Source organism: Chromobacterium alticapitis, from assembly GCF_002924365.1.
Lineage (GTDB): Bacteria > Pseudomonadota > Gammaproteobacteria > Burkholderiales > Chromobacteriaceae > Chromobacterium > Chromobacterium alticapitis.
Map to the genome: position 1 here is coordinate 38656 of NZ_PQWB01000007.1, position 23248 is coordinate 61903.

General features: G+C 65.0%; 25 protein-coding genes. 18 read left to right on the plus strand and 7 right to left on the minus strand.

Annotation, left to right across the window (positions count from 1 at the left end; translation table 11 throughout):
* Nucleotides 1–16: 16 nt before the first annotated feature.
* From C2I19_RS01345 to C2I19_RS01400, 11 genes are all read left to right on the plus strand, one after another.
* Nucleotides 17–1066 carry an extracellular catalytic domain type 2 short-chain-length polyhydroxyalkanoate depolymerase gene (locus C2I19_RS01345; protein WP_103900927.1) on the plus strand — a complete coding sequence of 350 codons (1050 nt, stop codon included), beginning with the start codon at nt 17–19 and terminating at the stop codon, nt 1064–1066.
* Nucleotides 1067–1075: 9 nt separating this feature from the next.
* Entirely contained in the window at nt 1076–1561 is a 486-nt protein-coding gene (locus C2I19_RS01350; RefSeq protein WP_103900928.1) for a hypothetical protein, read from the plus strand.
* An 87-nt stretch (nt 1562–1648) separates the two neighbouring features.
* Nucleotides 1649–2089, plus strand: a complete 441-nt coding sequence (locus tag C2I19_RS01355; protein ID WP_103900929.1) for a lysozyme — start codon at nt 1649–1651, stop codon at nt 2087–2089.
* Nucleotides 2090–2184: 95 nt separating this feature from the next.
* Complete coding sequence (locus C2I19_RS01360) at nt 2185–2385, plus strand: hypothetical protein (RefSeq protein WP_103900930.1); 201 nt, start codon at nt 2185–2187, stop codon at nt 2383–2385.
* The gene (locus C2I19_RS01365) at nt 2378–3064 is read left to right on the plus strand and encodes a hypothetical protein (RefSeq protein WP_103900931.1); all 687 of its coding nucleotides are present in this window, start codon (nt 2378–2380) and stop codon (nt 3062–3064) included. The genes C2I19_RS01360 and C2I19_RS01365 overlap by 8 nt, the downstream gene beginning before the upstream one ends.
* A gap of 77 nt (nt 3065–3141) precedes the next feature.
* On the plus strand, nt 3142–3465 hold the full coding sequence (locus C2I19_RS01370) for a RebB family R body protein (protein WP_071109860.1): 324 nt from the start codon (nt 3142–3144) through the stop codon (nt 3463–3465).
* Between the two features lie 362 nt (nt 3466–3827).
* Complete coding sequence (locus C2I19_RS01380; protein WP_103900933.1) at nt 3828–4154, plus strand: RebB family R body protein; 327 nt, start codon at nt 3828–3830, stop codon at nt 4152–4154.
* Between the two features lie 31 nt (nt 4155–4185).
* Nucleotides 4186–4509, plus strand: a complete 324-nt coding sequence (locus C2I19_RS01385; RefSeq protein WP_103900934.1) for a RebB family R body protein — start codon at nt 4186–4188, stop codon at nt 4507–4509.
* Between the two features lie 25 nt (nt 4510–4534).
* Nucleotides 4535–4858 (plus strand): RebB family R body protein, encoded by a 324-nt coding sequence (locus C2I19_RS01390; protein WP_103900935.1) that lies wholly within the window; start codon nt 4535–4537, stop codon nt 4856–4858.
* Between the two features lie 30 nt (nt 4859–4888).
* Complete coding sequence (locus C2I19_RS01395) at nt 4889–5215, plus strand: RebB family R body protein (RefSeq protein ID WP_103900936.1); 327 nt, start codon at nt 4889–4891, stop codon at nt 5213–5215.
* A 286-nt stretch (nt 5216–5501) separates the two neighbouring features.
* Nucleotides 5502–6449 (plus strand): LysR family transcriptional regulator, encoded by a 948-nt coding sequence (locus C2I19_RS01400; protein WP_233201059.1) that lies wholly within the window; start codon nt 5502–5504, stop codon nt 6447–6449.
* On the opposite strand, the gene C2I19_RS01405 is transcribed toward C2I19_RS01400, so the two are convergent.
* Entirely contained in the window at nt 6419–7327 is a 909-nt protein-coding gene (locus C2I19_RS01405) for a LysR family transcriptional regulator (protein WP_103900938.1), read from the minus strand. The two genes, C2I19_RS01400 and C2I19_RS01405, sit on opposite strands and share 31 nt — an antisense overlap.
* A 134-nt stretch (nt 7328–7461) precedes the next feature.
* Here C2I19_RS01405 and C2I19_RS01410 point away from each other — a divergent pair, with 134 nt between their 5' ends.
* A complete protein-coding gene (locus C2I19_RS01410) occupies nt 7462–8100 on the plus strand; it encodes an NAD(P)-dependent oxidoreductase (RefSeq protein WP_103900939.1) in 639 nt (212 codons plus the stop codon).
* Nucleotides 8101–8477: 377 nt separating this feature from the next.
* On the opposite strand, the gene C2I19_RS01415 is transcribed toward C2I19_RS01410, so the two are convergent.
* The 3 genes from C2I19_RS01415 to C2I19_RS01425 form a co-directional block, all read right to left on the minus strand.
* A complete protein-coding gene (locus C2I19_RS01415) occupies nt 8478–10412 on the minus strand; it encodes a methyl-accepting chemotaxis protein (protein ID WP_103900940.1) in 1935 nt (644 codons plus the stop codon).
* A 272-nt stretch (nt 10413–10684) separates the two neighbouring features.
* Nucleotides 10685–11191: a DinB family protein gene (locus tag C2I19_RS01420; protein ID WP_103900941.1), complete on the minus strand. Its 507-nt coding sequence runs from the start codon at nt 11189–11191 to the stop codon at nt 10685–10687.
* Nucleotides 11192–11245: 54 nt separating this feature from the next.
* Nucleotides 11246–11866: a TetR/AcrR family transcriptional regulator gene (locus C2I19_RS01425; RefSeq protein ID WP_103900942.1), complete on the minus strand. Its 621-nt coding sequence runs from the start codon at nt 11864–11866 to the stop codon at nt 11246–11248.
* A gap of 112 nt (nt 11867–11978) precedes the next feature.
* Between C2I19_RS01425 and C2I19_RS01430 the strand changes: the two genes are divergently transcribed.
* The 4 genes from C2I19_RS01430 (at nt 11979) to C2I19_RS01445 (ending at nt 18027) form a co-directional block, all read left to right on the plus strand.
* Nucleotides 11979–13427, plus strand: a complete 1449-nt coding sequence (locus tag C2I19_RS01430) for an efflux transporter outer membrane subunit (RefSeq protein ID WP_103900943.1) — start codon at nt 11979–11981, stop codon at nt 13425–13427.
* Nucleotides 13428–13459: 32 nt separating this feature from the next.
* Nucleotides 13460–14602 carry an HlyD family secretion protein gene (locus tag C2I19_RS01435; RefSeq protein ID WP_199181042.1) on the plus strand — a complete coding sequence of 381 codons (1143 nt, stop codon included), beginning with the start codon at nt 13460–13462 and terminating at the stop codon, nt 14600–14602.
* Nucleotides 14603–14609: 7 nt separating this feature from the next.
* A complete protein-coding gene (locus tag C2I19_RS01440; protein ID WP_103900944.1) occupies nt 14610–16145 on the plus strand; it encodes a DHA2 family efflux MFS transporter permease subunit in 1536 nt (511 codons plus the stop codon).
* Between the two features lie 247 nt (nt 16146–16392).
* The gene (locus C2I19_RS01445; protein ID WP_103900945.1) at nt 16393–18027 is read left to right on the plus strand and encodes a pectate lyase family protein; all 1635 of its coding nucleotides are present in this window, start codon (nt 16393–16395) and stop codon (nt 18025–18027) included.
* Between the two features lie 286 nt (nt 18028–18313).
* Here C2I19_RS01445 and C2I19_RS01450 read toward each other — a convergent pair whose 3' ends face one another.
* Nucleotides 18314–18655, minus strand: coding sequence for an FKBP-type peptidyl-prolyl cis-trans isomerase (locus tag C2I19_RS01450; protein WP_103900946.1), 342 nt, complete (start codon nt 18653–18655; stop codon nt 18314–18316).
* A 238-nt stretch (nt 18656–18893) separates the two neighbouring features.
* Here C2I19_RS01450 and C2I19_RS21675 point away from each other — a divergent pair, with 238 nt between their 5' ends.
* On the plus strand, nt 18894–19901 hold the full coding sequence (locus C2I19_RS21675; protein WP_146056720.1) for a hypothetical protein: 1008 nt from the start codon (nt 18894–18896) through the stop codon (nt 19899–19901).
* 187 nt (nt 19902–20088) lie between these two features.
* On the opposite strand, the gene dkgB is transcribed toward C2I19_RS21675, so the two are convergent.
* Together dkgB and C2I19_RS01460 are read right to left on the minus strand one after the other, a co-directional pair.
* Nucleotides 20089–20892: a 2,5-didehydrogluconate reductase DkgB gene (dkgB, locus tag C2I19_RS01455; RefSeq protein ID WP_103900947.1), complete on the minus strand. Its 804-nt coding sequence runs from the start codon at nt 20890–20892 to the stop codon at nt 20089–20091.
* Nucleotides 20893–20945: 53 nt separating this feature from the next.
* Nucleotides 20946–22139 carry an MFS transporter gene (locus C2I19_RS01460; protein ID WP_103900948.1) on the minus strand — a complete coding sequence of 398 codons (1194 nt, stop codon included), beginning with the start codon at nt 22137–22139 and terminating at the stop codon, nt 20946–20948.
* A gap of 224 nt (nt 22140–22363) precedes the next feature.
* On the opposite strand from C2I19_RS01460, the gene C2I19_RS01465 reads away from it, so the two are divergent.
* Entirely contained in the window at nt 22364–23239 is an 876-nt protein-coding gene (locus C2I19_RS01465) for a LysR substrate-binding domain-containing protein (protein WP_103900949.1), read from the plus strand.
* The last annotated feature ends 9 nt before the right edge of the window (nt 23240–23248 follow it).

The following is a 23248-nucleotide window of genomic DNA, read 5'->3' on the forward strand; positions in this document are numbered from 1 at the left end:
ACCAAGGAGAACCACCATGCGCCTCACTTTCCTCAAACCCGCTTTGCTGGTCGCGCTGTGGCTGGCCGCCAGCGGTCTGGCCCACGCCGCCGCGCCCTTGCCCGCCCTCGGTACGGACAGCAAGCAGAACACCGTGTCCGGCTTGTCTTCCGGCGCCTTCATGGCCGCGCAGTTCAGCGTGGCCAACTCGGCCGCAGTGGCCGGTGCCGGCATCGTCGCCGGCGGGCCGTTCTACTGCGCCGGCTTGGGTGGGATGAACGGCGCGGAGCGTTTCCTGATCACCGCCACCACCCAGTGCATGCGGCCGCTGGGCGCGGCGCCATCCGGCGCGGCGGCCTGGCAGGCGGCGCAACAGTTCGCCAAGCAGGGGCTGATCGACCCGGTGGACAATATCCAGCGCCAGCGGCTGTACATCTTCACCGGCGCGTCGGACAGCATTGTGCTGCCCAAGGTGGTGGCGCAAACCCGCGCCTTCTACCAGAGCGTCGGCGTGCCGGACGCCCAGCTCCGTTACGTGGACAACGTCAATGCCGGCCACGCGCTGATCACCGCCAATGCCGGCGACCTGGCCTGCCCGGCCAATGCCGCGCCCAATCTCAACAACTGCGGCTTTGTCCAGTCGCAGGACATCCTGCGCCAGCTGTACGGCGCGCTGAAACCGCCGGCCGCCAAGCTGTCCGGCGAGCTGCGAGACTTCGATCAGACCGAGTTCTCCAAGAAGGGCTATACCGGCCTGTCCAACATCGGCCATGTCTATATCCCGGCCGCCTGCGTCAAGGAAAGCTGCCGCGTCCATGTGGCGTTTCATGGCTGCACCCAGGAAGACAGCCGCATCGGCACGCGTTTCTATGCCACCACCGGTTACAACGAGATCGCCGACAGCAACCGCATCGTGGTGCTGTATCCGCAGATCAAATCCGACCCCAAGCGCAATCCGCAAGGCTGCTGGGATTTCTGGGGCTATAGCAGCAAGGACCCGGTCAACCCGGATTACTACGCCAAGAACGCGCCGCAGATGGCCGCCATCCGCGCCATGCTGGACCGTTTGAACAGCCCGCGCCGCTAAGGAGAAAACATGAATGCGAACACCCCCAATGACTGGAGCCGGCTGGCCGGCGCGGGCCTGCCGGACGAGCGGCAATGGAAGGCCTGGCTGCTGGCCGGGCTGAACGGCGGCGAGAAATTGAGCGAATGGCAGCAACAAGCCTTACAGCAATGGCGGGAAGCCTGGCAACAGCGCGCCGGCGCGGCCTCCTGGCTGGAGCTGGGCCGCCAGTGCGACGACACCTGGACCGAATACGCTCGGCAATGCCTGCTGTGGCAGCTGCAATGGGCCGCCGCCTGGCGCGGACAGGGCTACAAGCTGCAGCAGGCGCTGCAAGAGGCGCGCGGCGACGGCGACGCCTTGCTCGCCCTAAACGCCGCCAGCCAGGAAGGCCGCCAGCTGTGGGATGAACGGATGGAGTCTTTGCAGCAAACGCTGAGCGAGCTGCCGCCGGCGCTGGCGCAATGCCTGCGCCAATGGCTGACGCCGCCGCCGGACGAGACGCCGGCTGCCTGAAGGCCGGCCGCGGCGCACACTGCGCCCGTCCCGTCCTCGCCGCGCAAACCAGGCGCGGCAAATCCCACCATGCGCAAAGGAAGCTCCATGAAAACCAACGCCGCCGGACTGGCGCTGATCAAGCAGTTCGAAGGCCTCAGACTGATCGCCTACCAGGACATGATGGGCGTCTGGACCATAGGCTACGGCCACACCGGGCCAGACGTGAAAACAGGCCAAGTCATCACCCAAGCGCAGGCCGACCAATTGCTGGCCAAGGACCTCGCCACTTTCGAGGCTGGCGTCGGCAAGCTGGCCACGGCGCCGCTGAACGCCAACCAGTTCTCAGCCCTGGTCAGCTTCAGCTACAACCTGGGCCTGCGCAATCTGCAAAGCTCCACGCTGTTGCGCTTATTGAACCAAGGCGACTATGCCGGCGCCGCGGGACAGTTCCTGCGCTGGGACCGCGCCGGCGGACAGGTGGTGCCAGGTCTGCAGCGCCGCCGCCAGGCCGAGCAGGCTTTGTTCCAGACTCCGGTCGTTAACTGACGCCTTCACAAACGCAGCGTTCACCCGTTCTTGCAACAGCCCGCCGGCATAGCCGCGCGGGCTGTTTTCGCATTCTTTTCTTAGGGAGAAACGCCATGCAAGACGAATTGAACCATCTGCACGAGCAGGTTTCGCAATTGCTGGGCAGTCATCTGGGCGCCTGGGCCAATGATTTGATGAATGCCACCGCCGGCCATGACGACAGCCGCTTTCTGTCGGTATTGCACGCGCTTCTGGCCATGCGCAGCGCGCTGGCTCCGCTGGTGAGCCAAGCCCAGGATGCCAGCCATGGCTGACGCGCCGCTCAACCCCGCCTTGCGCCAGGTGGCGGAGCAATACCTGGGCCGCTCCTTGCAGCCGCAAGAGACGCAAACGCTGGCGCTGTTTCAGCAGAAGGCTCAAAGCCCCTCTTCCCCGACTGCGCCCATCCAGCAAGCGCGGCAACAGACCCAGCATGCCATCTCGCATGGCCACCATCACGCCAACGCCAATATGCGCGATCTCTTGTCCTCCATCCAGGCCAGCTCCAGCCAGGCGCTGCAAGTGCAGGAAGCGGAGGAGCAGGCCATTCTGAAGCTGCTGGAAGGCACGCAAAGCCTGGCTGAGCTGCGGCCCTCCTCCTTGCAGCCTGCCATGGGCAATTTGCAGCCGGGGAGCCAGCTGGCGCTGAGCCAGATCGCCGAACACCTGTCCAATCTGGCGCGGCAGGAGGTGGAACAGTGCTTCCAGCAGTATTTCGGCCCGCTGTCCGCGCAATTGCAGGAAGTGGTGATGAAGCTGCAGGCCATGGACGCCGCGCAGCCGGCCATAACACAGAATGCCGCCGCCCCCGCAATGGATGCGCAAATGATGGCTACCGCCAGCCCGCCTGCCGCGCCCTCGCCGCAAAACATGGCCGACGTCTCGCCCGCCCCCGCCGCAAATGAGCCCGCCGCGGACGTTCACACGCCGCCCGCGCCGCCGTCCATGCAGTAGCACCTGGGGAGGACGGCCAGCCGGCCGCCTCCTCCGCCCGGTGTCTTATTTCTCTCATCTAGAACAAGGAGCTGCGCATGTCTTTCCCGACTTCCGTCAACGACCAAATCACCGATGCCGTCACCCAATCCAACGTCAAGGTGCTGGGCGAATCCCCGGCCATGGCCATGGGCTCCATCTATCAGACCATGGCCCACTCCACCGGCATCCTGTTCCAGAACGCCGTGTCCTCGCAGCAACAGCAAAACACGCTGAGCCAGGCCGCGGCCAATATGGGCCTGATGCAGATCTACAGCATGAACACCATGGCCGCCGCCGCCGGCACCGAGAAAGTCAGCCAAGGCGGCATCGCCGACAACCTGACCAGCCTGCTGACCGTGCTGCAGTCCTTCCGTCGCTAAGCGGCGCCCGGCCACGGAGCTAAGCCATGTCATTCAGCAGATGGATACGCTCGTGGTTCAGCCGGCGCAGGAAGCGGTCTGCCCGGCGCCCCGCCGCCAATCGCTTCCCGGCGGCCAGCGCCAGGCCGCAGTTTGCCGCGCCGCAGCGGGCTCCGGTCTTCGCGCCGCCGCCGCGGCAACCCGCCGCCGCGCCGCCCATGCGACAGACTGCGGTCCCGCCTCGGCCGCCAGCTCCGCCCGTCGCTCGCGCGGCGGCGAGCCAAGGCTCGGGCAGGCCGCCGGCGCCGGCGAATCGGCGACCCCGACCCAGCCCTTACCGGCTGCCGAATCCGCCCATTTTCATTCCCAGCAAGGAGAAACGCATGTCCTTCCCCACTTCCGTCAACGACCAGATCACCGACGCCGTCACCCAATCCAACGTCAAGGTGCTGGGCGAATCCCCGGCCATGGCCATGGGTTCGCTGTACCAGACCGCGTCCCACTCCACCGGCATCCTGTTCCAGAACGCCGTGTCCTCGCAGCAGCAGCAGAACACCCTGGCGCAAGCCGCCGCCAATATGGGCGTGATGCAGATCTACAGCGTGGACACCATGGCCGACGCCGCCGGCACCGAGAAGGTCAGCCAGGCCGGCATCGCCGACAACCTGACCAGCCTGATGACCGTGCTGCAAAGCTTCCAGAGCCGCTGATCGGCCCTTCATCCGCAACCGGAGCTAAATCATGGCTTACAACACCGCAGTCAACAGCCAGATCACCGACGCCGTCACCCAGAGCAACGTCAAAGTGCTGGGCGAATCCCCGGCCATGGCGATGGGCTCGCTGTTCCAGACCGCGTCCCACTCCACCGGCATCCTGTTCGAAAACGCGATTTCGGCGCAGCAACAGCAAAACACGCTGAGCCAGGCCGCCGCCAACACCGGCGTGATGCAGATCTACAGCGTGGACACCATGGCCGACGCCGCCAGCACGGAGAAAGTGTCCCAGGCCGGCGTCGCGGACAATCTGTCCAGCCTGATGGCCGTGCTGCAATCGTTCCGCCGCTAACACGCCCCCGCAAGGAGATTAAGACATGGCTTACACCACCGTGAACGACCAGATCACCGACGCCGTCACCCAGACCAACGTCAAGGTGCTGGCGGAAGGCCCGGCCATGGCCATGGGTTCGCTGTTCCAAACCGCGTCCCACTCCACCGGCATCCTGTTCGAAAACGCGGTTTCCGCCCGCCAGCAGCAAAACACGCTGAGCCAGGCCGCCGCCAATATGGGCGTGATGCAGATCTACAGCGTGGACACCATGGCCGACGCCGCCAGCACCGAGAAGGTTAGCCAGGCCGGCATCCCGGACAATCTGTCCAGCCTGATGACCGTGCTGCAAGCCTTCCAGAGCCGCTGATTTTACATACCCTAAACCAGGAGATACGCAATGGCATTCCCGACCGCAGTCAACAATCAAATCACCGACGCCGTGACCCAATCCAACGTCAAAGTGCTGGGCGAAGCGCCGGCCATGGCCATGGGTTCGATCTATCAAACCATGGCGCACTCGACCGGCATCCTGTTCGAGAACGCCGTGTCGGCCCAGCAGCAGCAAAACACGCTGGCGCAAGCCGCCGCCAATATGGGCGTGATGCAGATCTACAGCATGAACACCATGGCGGCCGCCGCCGGCACCGAGAAAGTCAGCCAAGGCGGCATCGCCGACAATCTGACCAGCTTGCTGACCGTGCTGCAAAGCTTCCAGAGCCGCTGACCCATCTACCCCCGTCTCCCCGTCTTGTTCATCGCCCCGGTCTCGGGGCGTTTTTTTGCCTGCGCCTCAGAAAATGACCCGCCGCGCCTCCGCCTCCCAATGCCGGCGGCGCGCGAAACGGCAGCGCAGGGTGATTTCTCGCTGGAACAACCACGGATACAAGCGATACAGATAACGCATCTTTGGCCTCGCCCTTCATGACAAGTTGATGATGCGGCCCAGAATAATCGCTACACTATGCGGAATAAATAGCCAATTCCAGACTGATTGTCCTGATATGAAAACAATGCCCTCGCCCGACAACCTGCTGGCCTTCGACGCGCTGGCGCGCGCGGGCAGCTTCACCGCCGCAGCCGAGCTGCTGGGCAGCCACAAGAGCCTGGTCAGCGCGCGCATCAAGGAGCTGGAACGGGAAATGGGCGCGGCGCTGGTCTTGCGCAGCACGCGCCGGGTGGCGCTGACCGAGGCCGGCGAAAGACTGCGGCCTCACGCCGCGCGCTTGCGGGAAACGGTGGCGCAGGCGCGGATGGCGGTGGACGAGACGCAGAGCGACCTGGCCGGCCCGCTGACCATCAGCACCACCTCGTCTTTGGCCCAATACGTGCTGGGTTCGGCGCTCAGCGAGATGGCGGCCGTCTATCCGGCGCTGAAATTGTCATTGCAGGTGAACAACCGCCTGCAAGACCCGGTGGCGGACGTGCTGGATTTCTGCCTGCGCTCGGCGCGCTCGCACAAGGTGCATGACGAGAGCCTGGTGGCGCGGCTGGCCGGCTATGCCAGCGAAAATCTGTACGCCTCGCCGGCCTATCTCGCGCGGCATGCGCCCATCCGGCAACCGGAAGACCTGGCCACGCACCGGCTGCTGGTGATGGAGTCCGAGCAAACGGGCGGCCTGCTGCTGAAAAGGGGGGAGCAGCTATTGCGCCAGCCCATCTCCGCCCAGCTTTATCTGGATCACTACCCGCTGCGCGCGGAACTCGCGCTGGCCGGCCATGGCATCACCCTGCTGGCCGATTATTCCGTGCAGCGGCACCTGGCGCGCGGCGAGCTGGTGCAGGTGCTGCCGGAATGGTGCTGCGATTATTGGCCCATCTACCTGGTGCATCCCTTCCGCACGCCCTTGAGCTGCAAGTACCAGACCTTCATCGACTTCGTGCTGCCGCGCGTGGCCGCGGCCTTGCCGGAAAACCGCCGCCAAGCCGATCACGAGGGCCGCGCCAGCAGCACCCGGTAAAACTCGACGAAGGCGCGCGCGGCGGCCGGCGCGTGGCGGCCCGGCGGAAACACCGCGTAGACGCCGCCCTTGGGCAAGGTCCATTGCGGCAGCAGATGGATCAGCCGGCCCTGGCGGATATCTTCCTGCACGCTGAGCGAGTCCATCACCGATAGGCCGGCGCCGGCCAATAGCAGCGCGCGTAAAGAGGCGCCGGAGTCCACCTTGATCCTCCCGCGCATCCGCACCGTCTCCTCCGCGCCGTCCGCGCCGGAGAAACGCCAGGTCAGCGGCGTTTTCAGCAAGGTCAGCGCCACCCAGTCGTGTTCCGCCAACGCGCCCGGATGGGCAGGCGCGCCGCGCTCGCGCAGATAAGCCGGCGACGCCACCAGCTGCTGGGCGAACTCGCCCAGCTTCAGCGCGCGCAGCGAGGAGTCGCGCAGCGTGCCCAGGCGTATGCCCAGGTCCATCCCTTCCGCCACCAGATCCACCATGCGGTCCACCGCGTGCAGCTCCAGTTGCAAGCCGGGATGTTGGCGGATGAACTGGGTGGCCGCCGGCGCGACCGACTCCGCCATATGGCTGACCGGCGCGGTCAGCCGCAACACGCCGGATAGCTCGGCCGCGCCATGGCCGGCCTGCAGCAGCGCGTCGCGCAAGGCCGCCAGCGCCGGCTGCGCGTCCAGGTACAAGGCCTGGCCGGCCTCGGTCAGCTTTACCCGCCGCGTGGTGCGGGTGAACAGCGCGCTGCCCAGTTGCGCCTCCAGCCGTCCCACCTGCAGGCTGACATTGGCCTTGGTCATGCCCAGCCGCTCGGCGGCGGCGGTGAAGCCTCCGGCCTCCGCCACCGCAACGAAGATCTGCAGCCCTTCCAGATTGTTCTCTACGCCTCTCGCCATATCAACTGTCAATTTTTAGATAACAATCAATTATGGTTTGAGGCGTTTATCGAATCAATCGAAAAGCGCATCATGCACTCCATCAGCGCTGCGACACGGCGCTTCAACCGGATTTCAAGTCAAGGAGTTACACCATGAAAATCGCACTGATCGGCGCCAGCGGCTATGTCGGTTCCGCCCTGTTGAAAGAAGCCCTGTCCCGCGGCCACCACGTCACCGCGCTGGTGTCCCGCCCGGAACGCATAGAAGCGCAAGCCAACCTGGCCGCCGCCAAGGTCGACGTGCAGGACAGCGCCGCGCTGGCTGAACAACTGAAAGGCTTCGACGCCGTGCTCAGCGCCTTCAGCGGCCACGCCCAGGCCGAGCAGTTCGATTACTTCGTCAAAGGCATCCGTTCCATCATCGCCGCGGCCAAAGCCGCGCAAGCGCCGCGCCTGCTGGTGGTCGGCGGCGCCGGCAGCCTGGAAGTGGCCCCCGGCGTGCAGCTGGTGGATACCCCGGAATTCCCGGAGCAATGGAAGGCCTCGGCGCTGGGCGCGCGCGAAGCGCTGAACCTGCTGCGCGCCGAAACCGAGCTGGACTGGACGCTGCTGAGCCCGTCGGCCATGCTGCAGCCGGGCCTGCGCACCGGCCAGTTCCGCCTGGGCCAGGACCAGTTGCTGGTCAACGCCGCCGGCAACAGCCACATCTCGGTGGAAGACTACGCCGTGGCCATGATCGATGAGCTGGAAAAGGCCGAACACCGCCGCAGCCGCTTCACCGTGGGTTACTAAGCGACTTGCGCCACGTCGCTGCATAGCAGGACCGCTCGTCGAAGGCTCAATGTTCATACGGCGCCCCACTCCCCCTTCAGGTCGCGCCATTCGAAAAGTTGAGGGCAAGGTCTTAAGCTGGCGTTTGTTTGAGGCGCGCGACGCTAGCGCGCGCCGAGTTCGCCAGCGCCTTGGCCTCGACTTTTCGGATGGGAATTCGCGACCTGCGAGGCGGCCTGGAGTTGCAAGAGGGCTGGCCGCACAGCCCTCTTGCCCGTCTGCGGGCGGAACCGCACCTTAAATCATCGTCCGCGCAGCGGACTCCGCAAATCAAAAAATAATGCCGCTCATTGACTGGCATGAGCGGCATTTTCCTTGGCACAGCGGGCCAACCAGACTTACAGCTTGAACCGCCCCACCACCTGCTCCAGCGACTGCGACAGCTGCTCCAGATCCGCCACCACCTGGCCGGCGCGGCCGATCTCGGCGTCGGAGCGCGAGGCCTGGTTGGACATCTGCTCGGCCGTGCGCGCCATGTCTTCCGTCGCCTTGGACTGCTCGCTGGCCGCGTCGCGGATTTCCGCCGCTTGGCGCACCACCAGCCGCATGCTGGTCTGGATTTCGGAAATCTGGCGCTGCGCCTCTTCCGCCAGTTGCACGCCGCCCTGCACCGCGCCATAGGTCTGGGCCACGCGTTCTCGCGCCTGGCCGGAGCCCTGCTGCATGCCGCCGACCATATCGTCGATTTCCACCGTGGCCTGGCTGGTGCGTTCCGCCAGCTTGCGCACCTCGTCCGCCACCACGGCGAAGCCGCGGCCCTGCTCGCCGGCGCGGGCGGCTTCGATCGCCGCGTTCAGCGCCAACAGATTGGTTTGATCGGCGATGTCCTTGATCACGCCGGCTATGCTGCCCACCTGGGCCGAACGGCGCTCCAGCTCTTCCATCACCGTCTTCACCTCGTCCATGGACGCGGCGACGGAGCCGATTTCCACGCTGACCTTGCCCACCGCGTCGGCGCTTTGCGCGGACAGCGCGCCGGCCTGCTGCACCGCCTCGGCCGTGCCGTGGCAATTGCCGGCGATGTGGCTGACGCTGACCGACAGCTGCTCGATGGTGGCGGCGGTGGTTTCGCTGAGGTCCGCGTTGTAGCGCGAGCCGGCGGACAGGCTTTGCGTCATGCGCGTCAGCTCGCCGGCGCTGCGATGCAGCTGGCCGCTCTGCTCGCGCACTTGCAGGAACATGGCGCGCAATTGCTCCATGAAGCGGTTGAAGGCCTCGGCCACCTGGCCGGTCTCGTCGCGGCTGGCCACCGGCAGGCGCATGCTCAAATCCCCTTGGCCTGAGCTCAGCGAGCGCATGGCGTTGCGCAGTTCCACCAGCGGACGGCTGATGAAGCCGGACACCCACCAGATCAACAACAGAGACAGCGCCAGCGCCACCGCGTCCACGCCCATCACCAAGGCCGTGGTGCGGCTTACCGCGCCATAGACTTCATCCGGGTCCATCTCCACCACCGCGAACCAATCGGCATTCGGCATATAACTGGAAACGGCCAGGCGCGGACCGTCCGGGCCATTGAAATGCACCAGGTTGAAGCCGTTCTTGTTCAACAGCTGCGGCGCCGCGTCGGCCATGCCCGGCAGGCCGGCCAACATGGTTTTCTTCTGCATCAAAGCCGGGTCGCGGTGCAGGCGCACCTGGCCGGAAGCATCCACCACGTAGACCTGGCCATGCTCGCCCACCGCCATCTTGCGCACGCGCTCGGCCATCTGGGTCACATCGAAACCCAGCGCCGCCACCGCGCGATGGCCGGGCTTGTCCTTGTTGGCCAGCACATTGACGAACATCATCACCTGCTGCTTGCCAGTTTCCGAGCCCAGGGTGAACTGGCTTTCGCGGCCGGAGGCGAGGAAATCGGCCAGCCACTTGTCGTTGCCCTTAGGGTCAGCCTTGACCGTGCCGTGGTCGATGTAGATGTTCAGCGTCGCCTCGGAGGTCCAGGAAATAATGGCCGCGCCCGAGGTTTGCATCAGCGCCTTGGCGTAATGCTGCCAGGCCGCCACGCCGGACTCCGGCTCGCCGGCGGCGGTCCAGTCCAGGAGATAGGTGTTGGCCGCCATCTGGCGCGTCTGGCTCAGCGGCAGCAAGATGGACGCGTCCAGCTCGTTGCGGATGGACTCCACCGTGGCCTTCAGCTCGTACTGCTCCAGCCGCTCGGTCAACGCGGACTTGAACATATGGGAGGACACTGCGCCGGTGATGGCCAGCGAGACGAGCAGGATCAGCGCGACGCTGACCAGGATTTTCTGTTTGACCGACCAGTTCTTGAACATCTTGCTGGCTTCCTGACTTTGAAGAAATGGGGCAAAGCCCGGCGACCCCGCGCGCCGGACGGAACAAGGGCAGGCTGCGGCGAAACCGGCTCAGCCGTCCGCCATCATGCGCCTGCCCACAGCCGGCGATGCTGAGCCGGATCAAGTCCAGGGATAGACCTTGAACTCATACCGCCGGAATAACGGCGGCAATTGTAACAAGGCCGTACAACATCAAGCTGAATATTTTCAAGTAAATATCTTCATGTTGAACAATTACCACACTGCCCAGCTCAGCCCAGGCGGCGCGCCGGCTCGCTGTCGTGCAGATAACGGGTATAGATGTCGCGCGGCGGCTGGACGCCGCAGTCGGCCAAGATCCTGCCCACCGCGCCGCGGTGGTAGCCGCCGTGGGTGATCACCTGCAGCAGCATCTCGGCGCGGCTCATGCGGCCGCGGTCGCCGTCGGTGAAGGCAAAGTCTATCGCCTCTGCCAATTCCGCCTCTGTCAGGCCTGAGACGTAGGCTAGATACCAGGCGTCGGTTTCGCGCGCGGCGGCCAGCAGCGCCGCCAGCTCCGGCGTGTCCGGCGTATTGGTGGCGGCGTAACCGTGCGGCTGGCCGGTCAGGTTGCCGCGGAAAATCCGGTCCACCACGTGGATGTGGTTGAGGATGCGGATGGCCAGATGGCGCCGGTCCGGATGGGCGGCGCCGTCCAGCAAGGCCAGTTGCGCGTACAACTCCTCATCGGCCCAGGATTTGTAGCGGAACAGCGAGGGAAACAGGTCGGGAAAGCTCATCGGCGGCGGCCTTTCGCGCCGGGCGTCGCCGGCAGGAGTCAGGCCGCCATTGTGTCACGCCGCCTTGCCGCCGTCATGCGCGCCATAGGCGCGCAAGAATGTATCTATAGCCGATGCCACCCAAGCCGGCCGCTTTTCTTGGGGCGCCAGCTGGTCCACCAGGCCAGTGATCATCGCCACCTGGCATTCCGCGTGCAATAGGCCATGAAAATGCATGGCGGCCGTCCACGGCTCAGCCTCTCGCAGGCGGCCGGCCCGCATTTCCGCCGCCATGAAATCCGCCAGCTTGCCCCAGCCCACCTTGGGGCCGTTTTCGTAAAACAGCAGCCCCACTTCGGAGCGGCTGCCGCTGCCCATCACGATGGCGCGCAGCGCGCGCAGCTCGGGGCTGAACAGATTGTCCAGATACGCCTCGCCGAAGTCCTGCAGCACGGCGGGCAAGTCCCCGCCCGGCACTAGCTTGACGTAGACCTTGGACATTTCGCCCGCCAAACAGGACATCACATCCAGAAACAACGCTTCCTTGGACGAGAAGTAGTTGTACAGCGTGGCCTTGGAGCCCCCGGCCCGCGTGGAAATCTCCGACATCGACGCCGCCTCGTAGCCGCGCTCCAGGAACACTTCGGTCGCCGCGGCGACGATCGCCTGACGCTTGCTTTCGCTTTTTGTACGCATACCCACCCTTAAACTGAACGGTTCAGTTCAATTTTACTTGACTTGTAAACCAACTGACAATATAACCATACCGTACCGTACAGTTAAAACAAACAGCCTCCGGATAGAGACCATGAGAAACCCTAATTTTCCGCCGCGCGCGCTGCCGGCCGCCGGCCTGTTGGCCGCGCTGGCTCTGCTCGGCGGCTGCGCCGCCGTACCCGACATGGGGCCGGCGCCGCAAATCAAACCGCTGCAACAATACCAGAATACGCAAAGCCTGCCCTCTGAGCAGGGGCAATGGGCCCATGCGCAATGGTGGCGCAAATACGGCGACGCGCAGCTGGACCGGCTGGTGGAAGAAGCGCTGAGCCAGGCGCCCGACCTCGCCGCCGCCCGCGCCCGCGTCGAGCGCGCCGAGGGCCAAGCCCAGCAAGCCGGCGCCGCCCAATGGCCCGGCGTGGAACTGAACGCCTCCAACAGCCGCAACAAACAGAGCTACAACAACGGCGTGCCGGCGGCTTTCGTGCCGCAAGGCTTCAACAACGCCGCCCGCGCCACGCTGGACTTCAGTTACGAGCTGGATTTCTGGGGCAAGAACCGCGCCGCCGTCGCCGCCGCCACCTCGGAACTGACCGCCGCCCGCGCCGACGCGGCCCAGGCTCGCCTGATGCTGACCGCTTCGCTGGCCGCCGGCTACGCCGAACTGGCCCGGCTGTTCGACGAGCGCGACGCCGCCTCCCAGGCGCTGGACGTGCGCGGCCACACCGTGGCGCTGCTGCGCGAACGGCGGCAGCAAGGCATGGAAACGCTGGGCAGCGTCCGCCAGGCGGAGTCGCGCGAAGCCGCCGCCCGCGCCGACCTGGCCGCCGCCGACGAGAGCATCGCGCTGCAACGCCATAGCCTGGCGGCGCTGATGGGCGCCGGGCCGGACCGCGGCCTAGCCATCGCCCGCCCCGCCGCCAATCTGTTTCGCGAGCAGCGGCTCCCGGCCACGCTGGCGGCGGACCTGCTGGGCCGCCGACCGGATCTGGCAGCCGCCCGTCTCCGCGCCGAAGCCGCGGCCAAGCGCATCGACGCCGCCCAGGCCCAGTTCTATCCCAACATCAATCTCACCGCCTTCGTCGGCGCCCAGTCCTTGGGGCTGGGATTGTTCGACAAGGCTGGTTCCGGCATAGCCGGCTTCGGCCCGGCCATCAGCCTGCCCATCTTCCGCGGCGGCCAACTGCAAGGCCAATACCGAGCCGCGCGCGGCGATTACGACGCCGCCGTGGCCAGCTACGACGCGGTCTTGAGCCAGGCCTTGCGCGAAACGGCGGACGCCGTGGCCAGCCAGGCCTCGCTGACGCCGCAGCTGGAACAGCGCCGGCTGGCGCTGCAAACCGCGGACGAGGCCTACCGCGTCAGCCAGAACCGCTACCAGGGCGGACTGGCCAACTACCTGGACGTGCTGAACGCCGAAGACGGCGTGATCGCCGCCCGCCGCAGCCTGGCCGCGCTGGAAACCCGCCGCTTCACCCTGGACATCGCCCTGATCAAGGCTCTGGGCGGCGGCTACCAAGAAACCGAACCCGCCCGCTGAGGCGCCGGCAAACCACACAAGGACTACCCACCATGAGCGAAAACGTACAAGCCCTGCCGGCCTCAGAAGCGCCCGCCGCCGCCGGCCGTCCCCTGCAACGCAAAAAACTGTTCACGCTGCTGTTCGGCATCGTGGCTGCGGCAGCCATCGGCTACGGCGGCTACTGGACGCTGGTCGGCTCCCATCACGTCAGCACCGACAACGCCTATGTCGCCGCCGAGATCGCCCAGCTCACGCCGGAAGTGGCCGGCACCATCAAGGAAGTCAAAGTCGTCGACACCCAGCCGGTGAAGGCCGGCGACGTGCTGGTGGTGCTGAACGACAGCGACGCCAAGCTCGCGCTGGCCCAGGCCGAGGCCGACCTCGCCCGCGCCGAGCGCCGGGTGCAGGGCTATTTCGCCAACGACGAGGGCCTGAGCGCCCAGACCCAGGCGCGCAGCGCCGATCAGGCCCGCAGCGCCGCCCAGCTGTCCGCCGCCCGCGCCGACCTGGAACGCGCCCAACTCGACCTGCAACGCCGCCAGGCGCTGGCGAAGAGCGGCTCGGTGTCCGGCGAGGAGCTGAGCAACGCGCAAAACGCCTTCGCCACCGCCTCGGCCAGCCTGAAGGCCGCCGAGGCCGCCAGCCAGCAAAGCGCGGCCAATTACCGCGCCGCCGTCGGCAGCCTGAAAGCCAACCAGACGCTGACCGCCGACACCACGGTGGATAACAACCCGGAAGTGACGCTGGCGCGCGCCAAGCGCGACCAAGCCAAGCTGGACCTCGCGCGCACAGTGATCCGCGCCCAGGTGGACGGCGTGGTGGCCAAGCGCCAGGCCCAGGTGGGCCAGCGGGTGCAGTCCGGCACGCCGCTGATGTCGGTGGTGCCGCTGCAAAACGCCCACGTCGACGCCAATTTCAAGGAAGTGCAGTTGAGCAAGGTCCGCGTCGGCCAGCCGGTGGAGCTGACCGCCGACCTCTACGGCGGCAAGGTGGTCTACCACGGCAAAGTGGCCGGCCTGTCCGGCGGCTCCGGCTCCGCCTTCGCGATGATTCCGGCGCAGAACGCCACCGGCAACTGGATCAAGGTGGTGCAGCGGCTGCCGGTGCGCATCGCGCTGGACCCGGCCGAGCTGAAGGCGCACCCGCTGCAAGTGGGGCTGTCGATGGAAGCCACCATAGACGTCAGCGAGTGAGGCCCTCATGTCTAGCGCGAATCCCTCCGTCCAGCGCCCGCTGACCGGCAATATGCTGTGGCTGGCGGCGCTGGTGCTGGCCGCCGCCAACTTCATGGTGGTGCTGGACACCACCATCGCCAACGTGTCGGTGCCCAATATCGCCGGCGGCCTGGCGGTGTCGTCCAGCCAGGGCACCTATGTCATCACCTCTTACGCGGTGGCCGAGGCCATCATCGTGCCGCTGACCGGCTGGCTGGCGGCGCGCTTCGGCACCGTGCGGCTGTTCGTCGGCTCCATGCTGCTGTTCGGCCTGTTCTCCATGCTGTGCGGCCTGGCCGGCTCGCTGGAGACGCTGGTGCTGTTCCGCGTGCTGCAAGGCCTCGCCGGCGGCCCGCTGATGCCGATGTCGCAGACCCTGCTGCTGCAGATCTTCCCCAAGCAGAAAGCCGGCGCGGCGATAGGCCTGTGGAGCATGACCACGCTGGTGGCGCCCATCATGGGGCCGATTCTGGGCGGCACGCTGTGCGACCAGGCCAGCTGGCCGTGGATCTTCTACATCAACGTGCCGATCGCGCTGGGCTGCGGCCTCCTGGGCTGGAACCTGCTCAAGCGCTATCAAAGCCAAACGGCCAAGCTGCGCATAGACGTGGCGGGCCTGGCGCTGCTGATGCTGTGGGTGGCGTCGCTGCAGCTGATGCTGGACAAGGGCAAGGAGCTGGATTGGTTCGGCTCGCCCTTCATCGTCGGCCTGGCCATCGCCGCCGTGGTAGGCTTCGCCGCCTTCCTGATCTGGGAGCTGACCGAGGCCCAGCCCATCGTCGACCTCAGAGTGTTCCGCCACCGCGGCTTCTGGGCCAGCGTGCTGACCATTTCGCTGGCCTTCGGCTCCTTCTTCGGCGCCACCGTGCTGACGCCGCAATGGCTGCAGGGCTATATGGGCTACACCGCCACCCAGGCCGGCTACGCCACGGCGATGAGCGGCGTGCTGGCGGTGATGGTGGCGCCCATCGCCGCCAAACTGTCCACCCGGCTGGACCCGCGCAAGCTGGTGTTCTGCGGCGTGATGTGGCTGGGTTGCGTCACCCTGTACCGCAGCTTCTCCTCCACCGACATGGGCTTCTGGCAGGTGGCGCTGCCGCTGCTGTTCCAGGGCCTGGGCATGCCCTTCTTCTTCGTGCCGCTGACCGGGCTGGCGCTGTCCAGCGTAGAGCCGGCGGAAGTCGCTTCGGCCGCCGGCCTGATGAGCTTCATGCGCACCTTGTCCGGCGCCTTCGCCACCTCTCTGGTCACCACCGCCTGGGACGACAAGGCCAATTACAACCATGCTGAGCTGGCCGGGATGGTGGACAGCGGCGGCGACGCGCTGCGCGCGCTGAGCGGCGGCGGCCTGTCCGACGGCGCGGCCTGGGGCACCATCGAGCATGCGCTGCAAACGCAAAGCATCATGCTGTCCACCAACCAGATCTTCTGGCTGGCCGGCCTGTCCTTCATCGTCGCCGCCTGCGCCATCTGGCTGGCGCCCAAGCCCGGCCGCGTGGCGGACACCAGCCAGGCGCACTGAAGCGCTCGACCTCATCGCGGGCATCGCCATGGGCGAACCCGCGCGACCGTCCTCCCGGTTTCACCAGCTTGCCCCGCGCCCTTGTGGCCGGGGCTTTTTTCATCCGGTCTGCAAGACCAGGGTATACATACGGCCACCATCCTGTAACAGACTTTTACATATGATGCGTGGTATCAATATGACAAATAAAACAACCATGTCCGCTTTCGCTCCGGCCCAACCTAAAACAGACAGGAACCCCTTAGCGATGAAGCATTCGATGACCCGGCTGGCGCTGACGCTGGCCGTCGCGCTAACCACCCAGGCCGCCCAAGCCACCCCTACCCTGCCGCTACGCCACGACGGTTTCGCCCAATCCTGCCAGGCGCTATGGGGCAAGGAAAGCGCACGCAGCCGCTGGGTGAAGGACGACGGCCAGGGCGGCCTCGCCTACGCGCCGCTCAACGGCAACGGCGACCATGTGATGGACTTCTCCAGCGCCGGCTATATGGGCGGCGGCGTGGCGCTGCCGGCCGCGCCGGTCAAGGCCACGGTCAAACCCAGCGGCGACGCGGCCAGCGACCTCGCCAATATTCAAGCCGCCATCGCCAAGGTGGCGGCCCTGCCGGCGACGGGCGGCATCCGCGGCGCGGTGCTGCTGGCCCCTGGCACCTTTTTGCTGAATAGCCCCATCCAGCTGGCCAGCGACGGCGTGGTGCTGCGCGGCAGCGGCTCCGGCGCGGGCGGCACCGTGCTGAAGGCCCAGGGCGGCGGCCACTTCATGCTGAGCCTGGGCGGCGGCGCCGGCAGCCTGACGCCGATGGGCGCGGCCGCCTCCATCAGCGACAGCTATGCGCCAGCCGGCAGCCGCGTCATCCATGTATCCAATGCATCCGGCTTCCAGCCCGGCGACGCGGTGATAGTTCGCCGCCGCGCCAGCGCCGAATGGATACACTTCATGAACATGGACACGCTGGTCCGCGACGGCAAGCCGCAAACCTGGATCAACGCCGGCAACAGCAACGAATATTGGCTGCGCACCGTCGCCGCCGTCAGCGGCAATCAACTGACGCTGGACATTCCGCTGTCCGACTCCTTCGACAGCGGCTACCTGGGGCCTAACGGCGGCAGCGTGCAGAAATACCAGACCAGCGGCTTTGCCGGCCAGATCGGCGTCGAGCATCTGGCGCTGGAAGGCCTACCGCGCGGCGCGGGCGCCGACTACGGCGTGGCCACTTTGGACAATCTGGCCGACGGCTGGCTCAACGACATCCAGGCCCACAATTTCACCACTGGCGTGGTGACGGCCAAGCAAACGCGCCGGCTGACGCTGCAAGCCATCATGCTGAACCACGACCACAATAATGTGGACTGCAAGGGCGCCAAGGCATTCGAGTTCAGCATCGCCGGCGGCCAGACGCTGGTGGACCGCAGCTCGTCCACCGGCAGCAAGAAATCGTTCTACTACGCCACCCAGTCCCAGGCCGGCGGACCCAATGTGCTGCTGCATTTCACCGGCCGGGCCGAGGCCTGCGGCAATATCGAACCGCACCAGCGCTGGGCCACCGGCCTGTTGGTGGACAACGCCGACATCAGCGGCGCGATAGGCCTGGGCAACCGCGGCACCGACGGCAGCGGCCACGGCTGGAGCATGGGCTGGGGCGTGGCGTGGAATGCCAAGGCCGATCAGCTGGCCATCGCCGCGCCGCCGGGCGCCACCAACTGGGCGATAGGCAGCAGCGGCGAGTTGACGCCTTACCTGCCGGACGCCAAGCAACTGGACCCCGCGCCCAAGCTGGGCGAAACGGACTCGACAGGCGTCCGCGTCGGCCCGGACAGCCTCTACCTGATGCAACTGTGCCAGCGGCTGGGCCCCCAGGCGGTGAAGAACATCGGCTATTGATGGCAGGTGAAACGACGAGAGGCCCGGATGGGCCTCTTTTCATGCCATGCCGCGGGTATCGCCGTTGGCGAACCCGCGCTACGCGCTGCCCGCTCAATCCTCCCGCCTTTCCACACGGCAAACGACAAAAACAGTTCGGGTAGGGTGGGCAAGGCCAGCCTTGCCCACGCGTTGGCGCCCCCCAATAGAACGTGGGCAAGCGAAGCCGCTTGCCCACCCTACGCCCTGTTTTGCCGGGGTTTCTCGGGCCGCAGCGCGGACTCGACATTTCAAGCAGAAAAGTCCTTCAATCCTCCCGCGTCAGCACTTCCAGCAACTCGATCTCGAACACCAGATTGGAATGGGCCGGAATGCGGTCGCCGATCTGGCGTTCGCCATAGGCCAGATGCGCCGGCACCCACAGCTTGCGCTTGCCGCCCACCCTCATGCCCATCATGCCCTGGTCCCAGCCCTTGATCACACGGCCGGTGCCGATCACGCACTGAAAAGGCCGGCCCTTGTCGACGGAGGAGTCGAACTTGCTGCCGTCTTCCAACCAGCCGGTGTAATGGGTGGTGATCAGCGCGCCGCGCACAGCCTCCTTGCCCTCGCCCACCACCAGGTCTTCCATCTTCAGTTCTTCGCTCATTGCTCTTCATCCCAATACGCCGCGCGGGCCACAAGCCGCCATTGTAACGCGCATAAGATGATACAAAACGCCGCTGCGCCCTGAACAGGCTAGTCAAAAAGCATCTAGCCCAGATCAATCCACGCACAAGATGTGCCGGCAGACATCTTTACAGCAAGATAAACAAAGTCATAAAAATTGACTTAAAAATGACAAAAGTATATATTTGAATTGCATATTCATTCCGGAGAACTGATCAATGAAAACAAAACTTTGGGGACTACTAGGTTTGCTTTGCAGTACTGCGCAAGCGGGCTGGAGTCCGGTCATCACAGGAGACAACTTAACTGCCACGCTTAGCTATGGCGGAGCAGCCGTTAGCTATAGTGAAGGCATGCAGGGCACCGCAGGTCCTTTGCGCAATACGGTGGGGCAGCTTCTAAGCTTTCCTTATAATCTTCAACAAGCGCTTAATAGCAGAGTCGCTCCCCAGATCAACCAAAAGGGTGCTGCGTTCCAAAGCGGCATAGTCAGCGGCAATGCAGTCATAACCCTTAGCCCATCAGGAAATGGTGTAACTTACTTGACTGTTTCCGGTCTCAACTACCAAATTACTAGTCATTTTTCTGGCAACAAATGGGGGGTTATCAAAGGAGATTGCACCAATACACTGACCTTAAGCAATATCACTGTGACTGGACAGTACGGATCGGTCAATGGCTCGCTCGACCACGATAAAGTTGGCATTACAGCCAACGTCAACTCATCCACCGATTGCGACTCCAACCTTAGCTGGATTTTACCAATCGCTGGCGACTGGCTAATACGCAAGGGTGAAAGTATTGCCGATACAGAGTTGAAGAACAAAGTATCGGAAAGTTTGGCAAATTTCAAGGATGCTCTGCTGTTCAAACCAGATCAAAATTGGCAGATTGGCCTAAGCCGATTAGTGCCCAGCGACAAAGCTATCCGCCTTCCCAACGGCAGCAATTTCCCTATTGGTCAATATATCCAAAACAACCTAGCATACCTAATCTCCAATAGCCAATTGACACTAAGATTAGGAAACTTCGCTCCCCTCATTTCTTCCGATCCCAATGCAAATGGCGGAGACCCCATCTCCTACAACAGCAATGTATTCAATCTATTGCTGACCTCCCCAGCAGCGAGCTTTTCCATTCAGGTCAATGAGACCAAGAATGTCGCTTGGCGTTGGAATGGTAGCTTCTGCGGAAAAAATGTACATGTAAATTGCTCTCAACCATAACTATCTCACTGCCGAATCATAGAAAAGTCGGGCGCCAACACATCTAAATAGAGATTCATACCCCATGAAAACTCTTCATGGTGATATTGATTACAATACTAAAAATGTTGGATTATTGGCCGCCCGATCTTCACCTACAGGCTCAGAGCAAGCATATCGCTTACGCGTACTCCCATCTAAAATGGAATCAGGCATCCCAGTCCGGGGCGAAGTCCGGATCGGCGATGCGGCCGCCGTCCTCCAGCATGGCGATGCGCGCCATGTCGTCCGCATCCAGCCGCAGCTTCAGCGCGTCCAGATTGGCCGCCAGATTGGCGCGTTTGGTAGACGACGGAATCACCGCGATGTCCTGCTGCAGCTGCCAGGCCAAAGCCACCTGAGCCGCCGTCGCCCCATGCCTCTGGCCGATGGCCTGCAAAACCGGATCGCTCACCACCCGGCCGTAGGCCAGCGGCATGTAGCCGGTCAGCGCGATGCCTTGCTCGCGGCAGAAGGCGCGGACCTTCAGGTTCTGCAAATAAGGATGCACTTCCAGCTGATGGGTGGCGATGGCGTCCGCGCCCACGGCGTCTATCGCCTGCCGCAGGTGGGCGATGGTGAAATTGGACACGCCGATCTCGCGCGTCAGCCCCAGCTGCTTGGCCTCTGCCAGCTGCGTCATGTACACCGTCATCGGCACTTCGTCCTTGGGCGACGGCCAGTGGATCAGCGTCATGTCCACCTGGTCCAGGCCCAGCTTGTCCAGGCTCTGGCGCAGGCTGGGGATCAGCTTGCCCTGAGCGAACTGGTCGATCCAGATCTTGGCGGTGACGTAGAGCTCATCGCGTGGCACGCCGCCCTTGGCGATGGCGCGCCCCACATCCGCCTCGTTGCGGTAGATTTGCGCAGTGTCGATGTGGCGGTAGCCCAGCGCCAGGCCCATCGCCACCGATTCCTCGGCTTGTTGATCCTTGAGGCGGAAGGTGCCCACGCCCAGTTTCGGCATTTTCATGCGGTGTTTCCTTCTTGAATGCGAAGCCAGGCGACGCGCGCCCGGCCAGAAAATCAGATGCGCTCGACGGCGGCCGCCATGCCAGATGCGGGTCTGGCATCCAGCCTACCGGACCAGGCCGTCAACAGCCAAGTCGCCAACACGATCAAGGCGCCCACCCACGGCGTGGCCATCAGCCCTAGCCGCTCGACAACCAGCCCGCCCAAGCCGGCCCCGCCGGCGATGCCGACATTGAAGGCCGCGATGTTCAGGCCGGACGCCACATCCACCGCGTGCGGCACGCGCGCCTTGGCCTGCGACACCACGTAGAGCTGCAAGCCGGCCACATTGCCGAAGGCCACCGCGCCCCAGGCCAGCGCCGTCAGCGCCACCAGCCATTTGGAGCCGGCGGTGAAGGTCAGGGCCAGCAGCACCAGCGCCAAGCCGGCGAAGATGATCTTCAAGGCGGCCACCGGTCCCTTGCGGTCGGCCAAGCGGCCGCCCCAGATATTGCCCACGGCCACCGACACGCCATACAGCAGCATGATCAGCGCCACCGCGCCCGGCGCGAAGCCGCTCACGTTCTCCAGCATGGGCGCGAGAAAGGTGAAGGCGGTGAACGAGCCGCCATAGCCCAGCGCCGTCATCGCATACACCAGCAACAGCCTGGGCTGGGCCAGCACGGCAAGCTGGCTGGATAATGAAGCCGGCGCCGGCTGGGGCAGGTTGGACGGCACCAGGATCAGACTGCCCAGCAGCGCCAGCACGCCCAGCATCGAAACGGCCAGGAAAGTGGCCTGCCAACCGAAATGCTGGCCGATGAAGGTGCCCAGCGGTACGCCGGTCACCAGCGCCACGGTCAGTCCGGAGAACATCAGCGCGATGGCGCTGGCGCCCTTGTCCTTGGGCACCAGGCTGGTGGCCAGCGTCGAGCCTATCGAGAAGAACACGCCGTGCGCCAGACCGGTCAGCACGCGGGCGGCGATCAGCGCCTGGTAGCCCGGCGCCTGCCAGGCCACCAGGTTGCCGACGGTGAACAAGGCCATCAGGGCGATCAGCAGCCATTTGCGCGGCAGGCGGCCGGTCAGCGCGGTAAGCAGCGGCGCGCCGACGGCCACGCCCAGCGCATACAGGCTGACCAAGAGCCCGGCCGAAGGCAGCGACACCTGGAGGCTGGCGGAAATGGTGGGAATCAGGCCGACGATGACGAACTCCGTCGTGCCGATGGCGAAGGCGCTGAGCGTCAGCGCCCAGAGTGCGAGAGGCATGATGCGCTCCTGTTTCCCATCCCATTTAGAGCCGATGACTTTGTCGGCTGCGCTGCGCGGGCCTTGCCGTACTGGATGTACTGTCTGCGGCCCTGCTCGCTTGCCTTCGCGTCCTCGGCTCCAACTGGAATGGGTGGGTTTGAAATCAGGACGCCGATTGTCCGCGCTTGCCACCAAGGGAAAAATGGGCTGTAGTGAGAAGATCTTTTGCGAAAAAATTGATAATGCTCAGCACGGAAAGCCTGATTACGTTCATATCCATCATGGATTGCGGCTCGTTCACCGCCGCCGCGGACCAGTTGGGCGTCACGGCGTCCAATGTCAGCCGCAGCCTATCGCAGCTGGAAAAGCAGCTGGGCGTGCGCCTGCTCACCCGCACCACGCGGCGGCTGGACCTGACCGAGGAAGGCGCCTGGCTGCTGGAGCGCGCCCGCGCCATTGTGCAAAGCCTGGACGACGCCGAGCAACAACTGCAGGCCGCGGCCATCAGCCCGTCCGGCCTGGTGCGCGTCAACGCGGCGATACCGGTGCTGGACTACCTGCTGGCGCCGCACCTGGCCGGCTTCCAGGCGCGCTACCCGGACATCCGGCTGGAACTGACCGGCGCGGAGGCGGTGGTTGACCTGATAGAAGAGCGGGCAGACATGGCGATACGGGTCGGCCCGCTGGCCGACTCCACCCTGAACGCGCGGCTGCTGTGCGAAAGCCCGCTGCGCTTCGTCGCCGCGCCGGGCTATCTGTCGCAATACGGCCAGCCGCAAACGACGGCGGATTTGCCAGCGCACCGGCTTCTGGGCTTCACCAGCCCGGCCACGCTGAACCTGTGGCCCTTGGGACCCAACGGCCTCAAAGTGACACCGTCCCCGGCCGCCTCCAGCGGCGCCACCTTGCGCGCGCTGGCGCTGCAAGGCTGCGGCATCGCCTGTCTGGCGGACTTCCTGGTGGGGCCGGACATCGCCGCCGGCCGGCTGGCGGACATCCGCCTGCCGGAACAACAGGACTGGAAACAGCCTATCTGGGCGGTGTTCTACAAGCAGGGCCGTCCGCTGCCGCGCATCGCCTGCCTGGTGGACTACCTGGCGGCGGCGCTGGCGCGCTGAGCTATCCGC

What these genes read in the sequence shown, in the direction of transcription:
- C2I19_RS01345 (WP_103900927.1), top strand. Translation starts at nt 17, where the DNA reads ATGCGCCTCACTTTCCTCAAACCCGCTTTGCTGGTCGCGCTGTGGCTG.
- C2I19_RS01350 (WP_103900928.1), top strand. Translation starts at nt 1,076, where the DNA reads ATGAATGCGAACACCCCCAATGACTGGAGCCGGCTGGCCGGCGCGGGC.
- C2I19_RS01355 (WP_103900929.1), top strand. Translation starts at nt 1,649, where the DNA reads ATGAAAACCAACGCCGCCGGACTGGCGCTGATCAAGCAGTTCGAAGGC.
- C2I19_RS01360 (WP_103900930.1), top strand. Translation starts at nt 2,185, where the DNA reads ATGCAAGACGAATTGAACCATCTGCACGAGCAGGTTTCGCAATTGCTG.
- C2I19_RS01365 (WP_103900931.1), top strand. Translation starts at nt 2,378, where the DNA reads ATGGCTGACGCGCCGCTCAACCCCGCCTTGCGCCAGGTGGCGGAGCAA.
- C2I19_RS01370 (WP_071109860.1), top strand. Translation starts at nt 3,142, where the DNA reads ATGTCTTTCCCGACTTCCGTCAACGACCAAATCACCGATGCCGTCACC.
- C2I19_RS01380 (WP_103900933.1), top strand. Translation starts at nt 3,828, where the DNA reads ATGTCCTTCCCCACTTCCGTCAACGACCAGATCACCGACGCCGTCACC.
- C2I19_RS01385 (WP_103900934.1), top strand. Translation starts at nt 4,186, where the DNA reads ATGGCTTACAACACCGCAGTCAACAGCCAGATCACCGACGCCGTCACC.
- C2I19_RS01390 (WP_103900935.1), top strand. Translation starts at nt 4,535, where the DNA reads ATGGCTTACACCACCGTGAACGACCAGATCACCGACGCCGTCACCCAG.
- C2I19_RS01395 (WP_103900936.1), top strand. Translation starts at nt 4,889, where the DNA reads ATGGCATTCCCGACCGCAGTCAACAATCAAATCACCGACGCCGTGACC.
- C2I19_RS01400 (WP_233201059.1), top strand. Translation starts at nt 5,502, where the DNA reads ATGCCCTCGCCCGACAACCTGCTGGCCTTCGACGCGCTGGCGCGCGCG.
- C2I19_RS01405 (WP_103900938.1), bottom strand. Translation starts at nt 7,327, where the DNA reads ATGGCGAGAGGCGTAGAGAACAATCTGGAAGGGCTGCAGATCTTCGTT.
- C2I19_RS01410 (WP_103900939.1), top strand. Translation starts at nt 7,462, where the DNA reads ATGAAAATCGCACTGATCGGCGCCAGCGGCTATGTCGGTTCCGCCCTG.
- C2I19_RS01415 (WP_103900940.1), bottom strand. Translation starts at nt 10,412, where the DNA reads ATGTTCAAGAACTGGTCGGTCAAACAGAAAATCCTGGTCAGCGTCGCG.
- C2I19_RS01420 (WP_103900941.1), bottom strand. Translation starts at nt 11,191, where the DNA reads ATGAGCTTTCCCGACCTGTTTCCCTCGCTGTTCCGCTACAAATCCTGG.
- C2I19_RS01425 (WP_103900942.1), bottom strand. Translation starts at nt 11,866, where the DNA reads ATGCGTACAAAAAGCGAAAGCAAGCGTCAGGCGATCGTCGCCGCGGCG.
- C2I19_RS01430 (WP_103900943.1), top strand. Translation starts at nt 11,979, where the DNA reads ATGAGAAACCCTAATTTTCCGCCGCGCGCGCTGCCGGCCGCCGGCCTG.
- C2I19_RS01435 (WP_199181042.1), top strand. Translation starts at nt 13,460, where the DNA reads ATGAGCGAAAACGTACAAGCCCTGCCGGCCTCAGAAGCGCCCGCCGCC.
- C2I19_RS01440 (WP_103900944.1), top strand. Translation starts at nt 14,610, where the DNA reads ATGTCTAGCGCGAATCCCTCCGTCCAGCGCCCGCTGACCGGCAATATG.
- C2I19_RS01445 (WP_103900945.1), top strand. Translation starts at nt 16,393, where the DNA reads ATGAAGCATTCGATGACCCGGCTGGCGCTGACGCTGGCCGTCGCGCTA.
- C2I19_RS01450 (WP_103900946.1), bottom strand. Translation starts at nt 18,655, where the DNA reads ATGAGCGAAGAACTGAAGATGGAAGACCTGGTGGTGGGCGAGGGCAAG.
- C2I19_RS21675 (WP_146056720.1), top strand. Translation starts at nt 18,894, where the DNA reads ATGAAAACAAAACTTTGGGGACTACTAGGTTTGCTTTGCAGTACTGCG.
- dkgB (WP_103900947.1), bottom strand. Translation starts at nt 20,892, where the DNA reads ATGAAAATGCCGAAACTGGGCGTGGGCACCTTCCGCCTCAAGGATCAA.
- C2I19_RS01460 (WP_103900948.1), bottom strand. Translation starts at nt 22,139, where the DNA reads ATGCCTCTCGCACTCTGGGCGCTGACGCTCAGCGCCTTCGCCATCGGC.
- C2I19_RS01465 (WP_103900949.1), top strand. Translation starts at nt 22,364, where the DNA reads ATGCTCAGCACGGAAAGCCTGATTACGTTCATATCCATCATGGATTGC.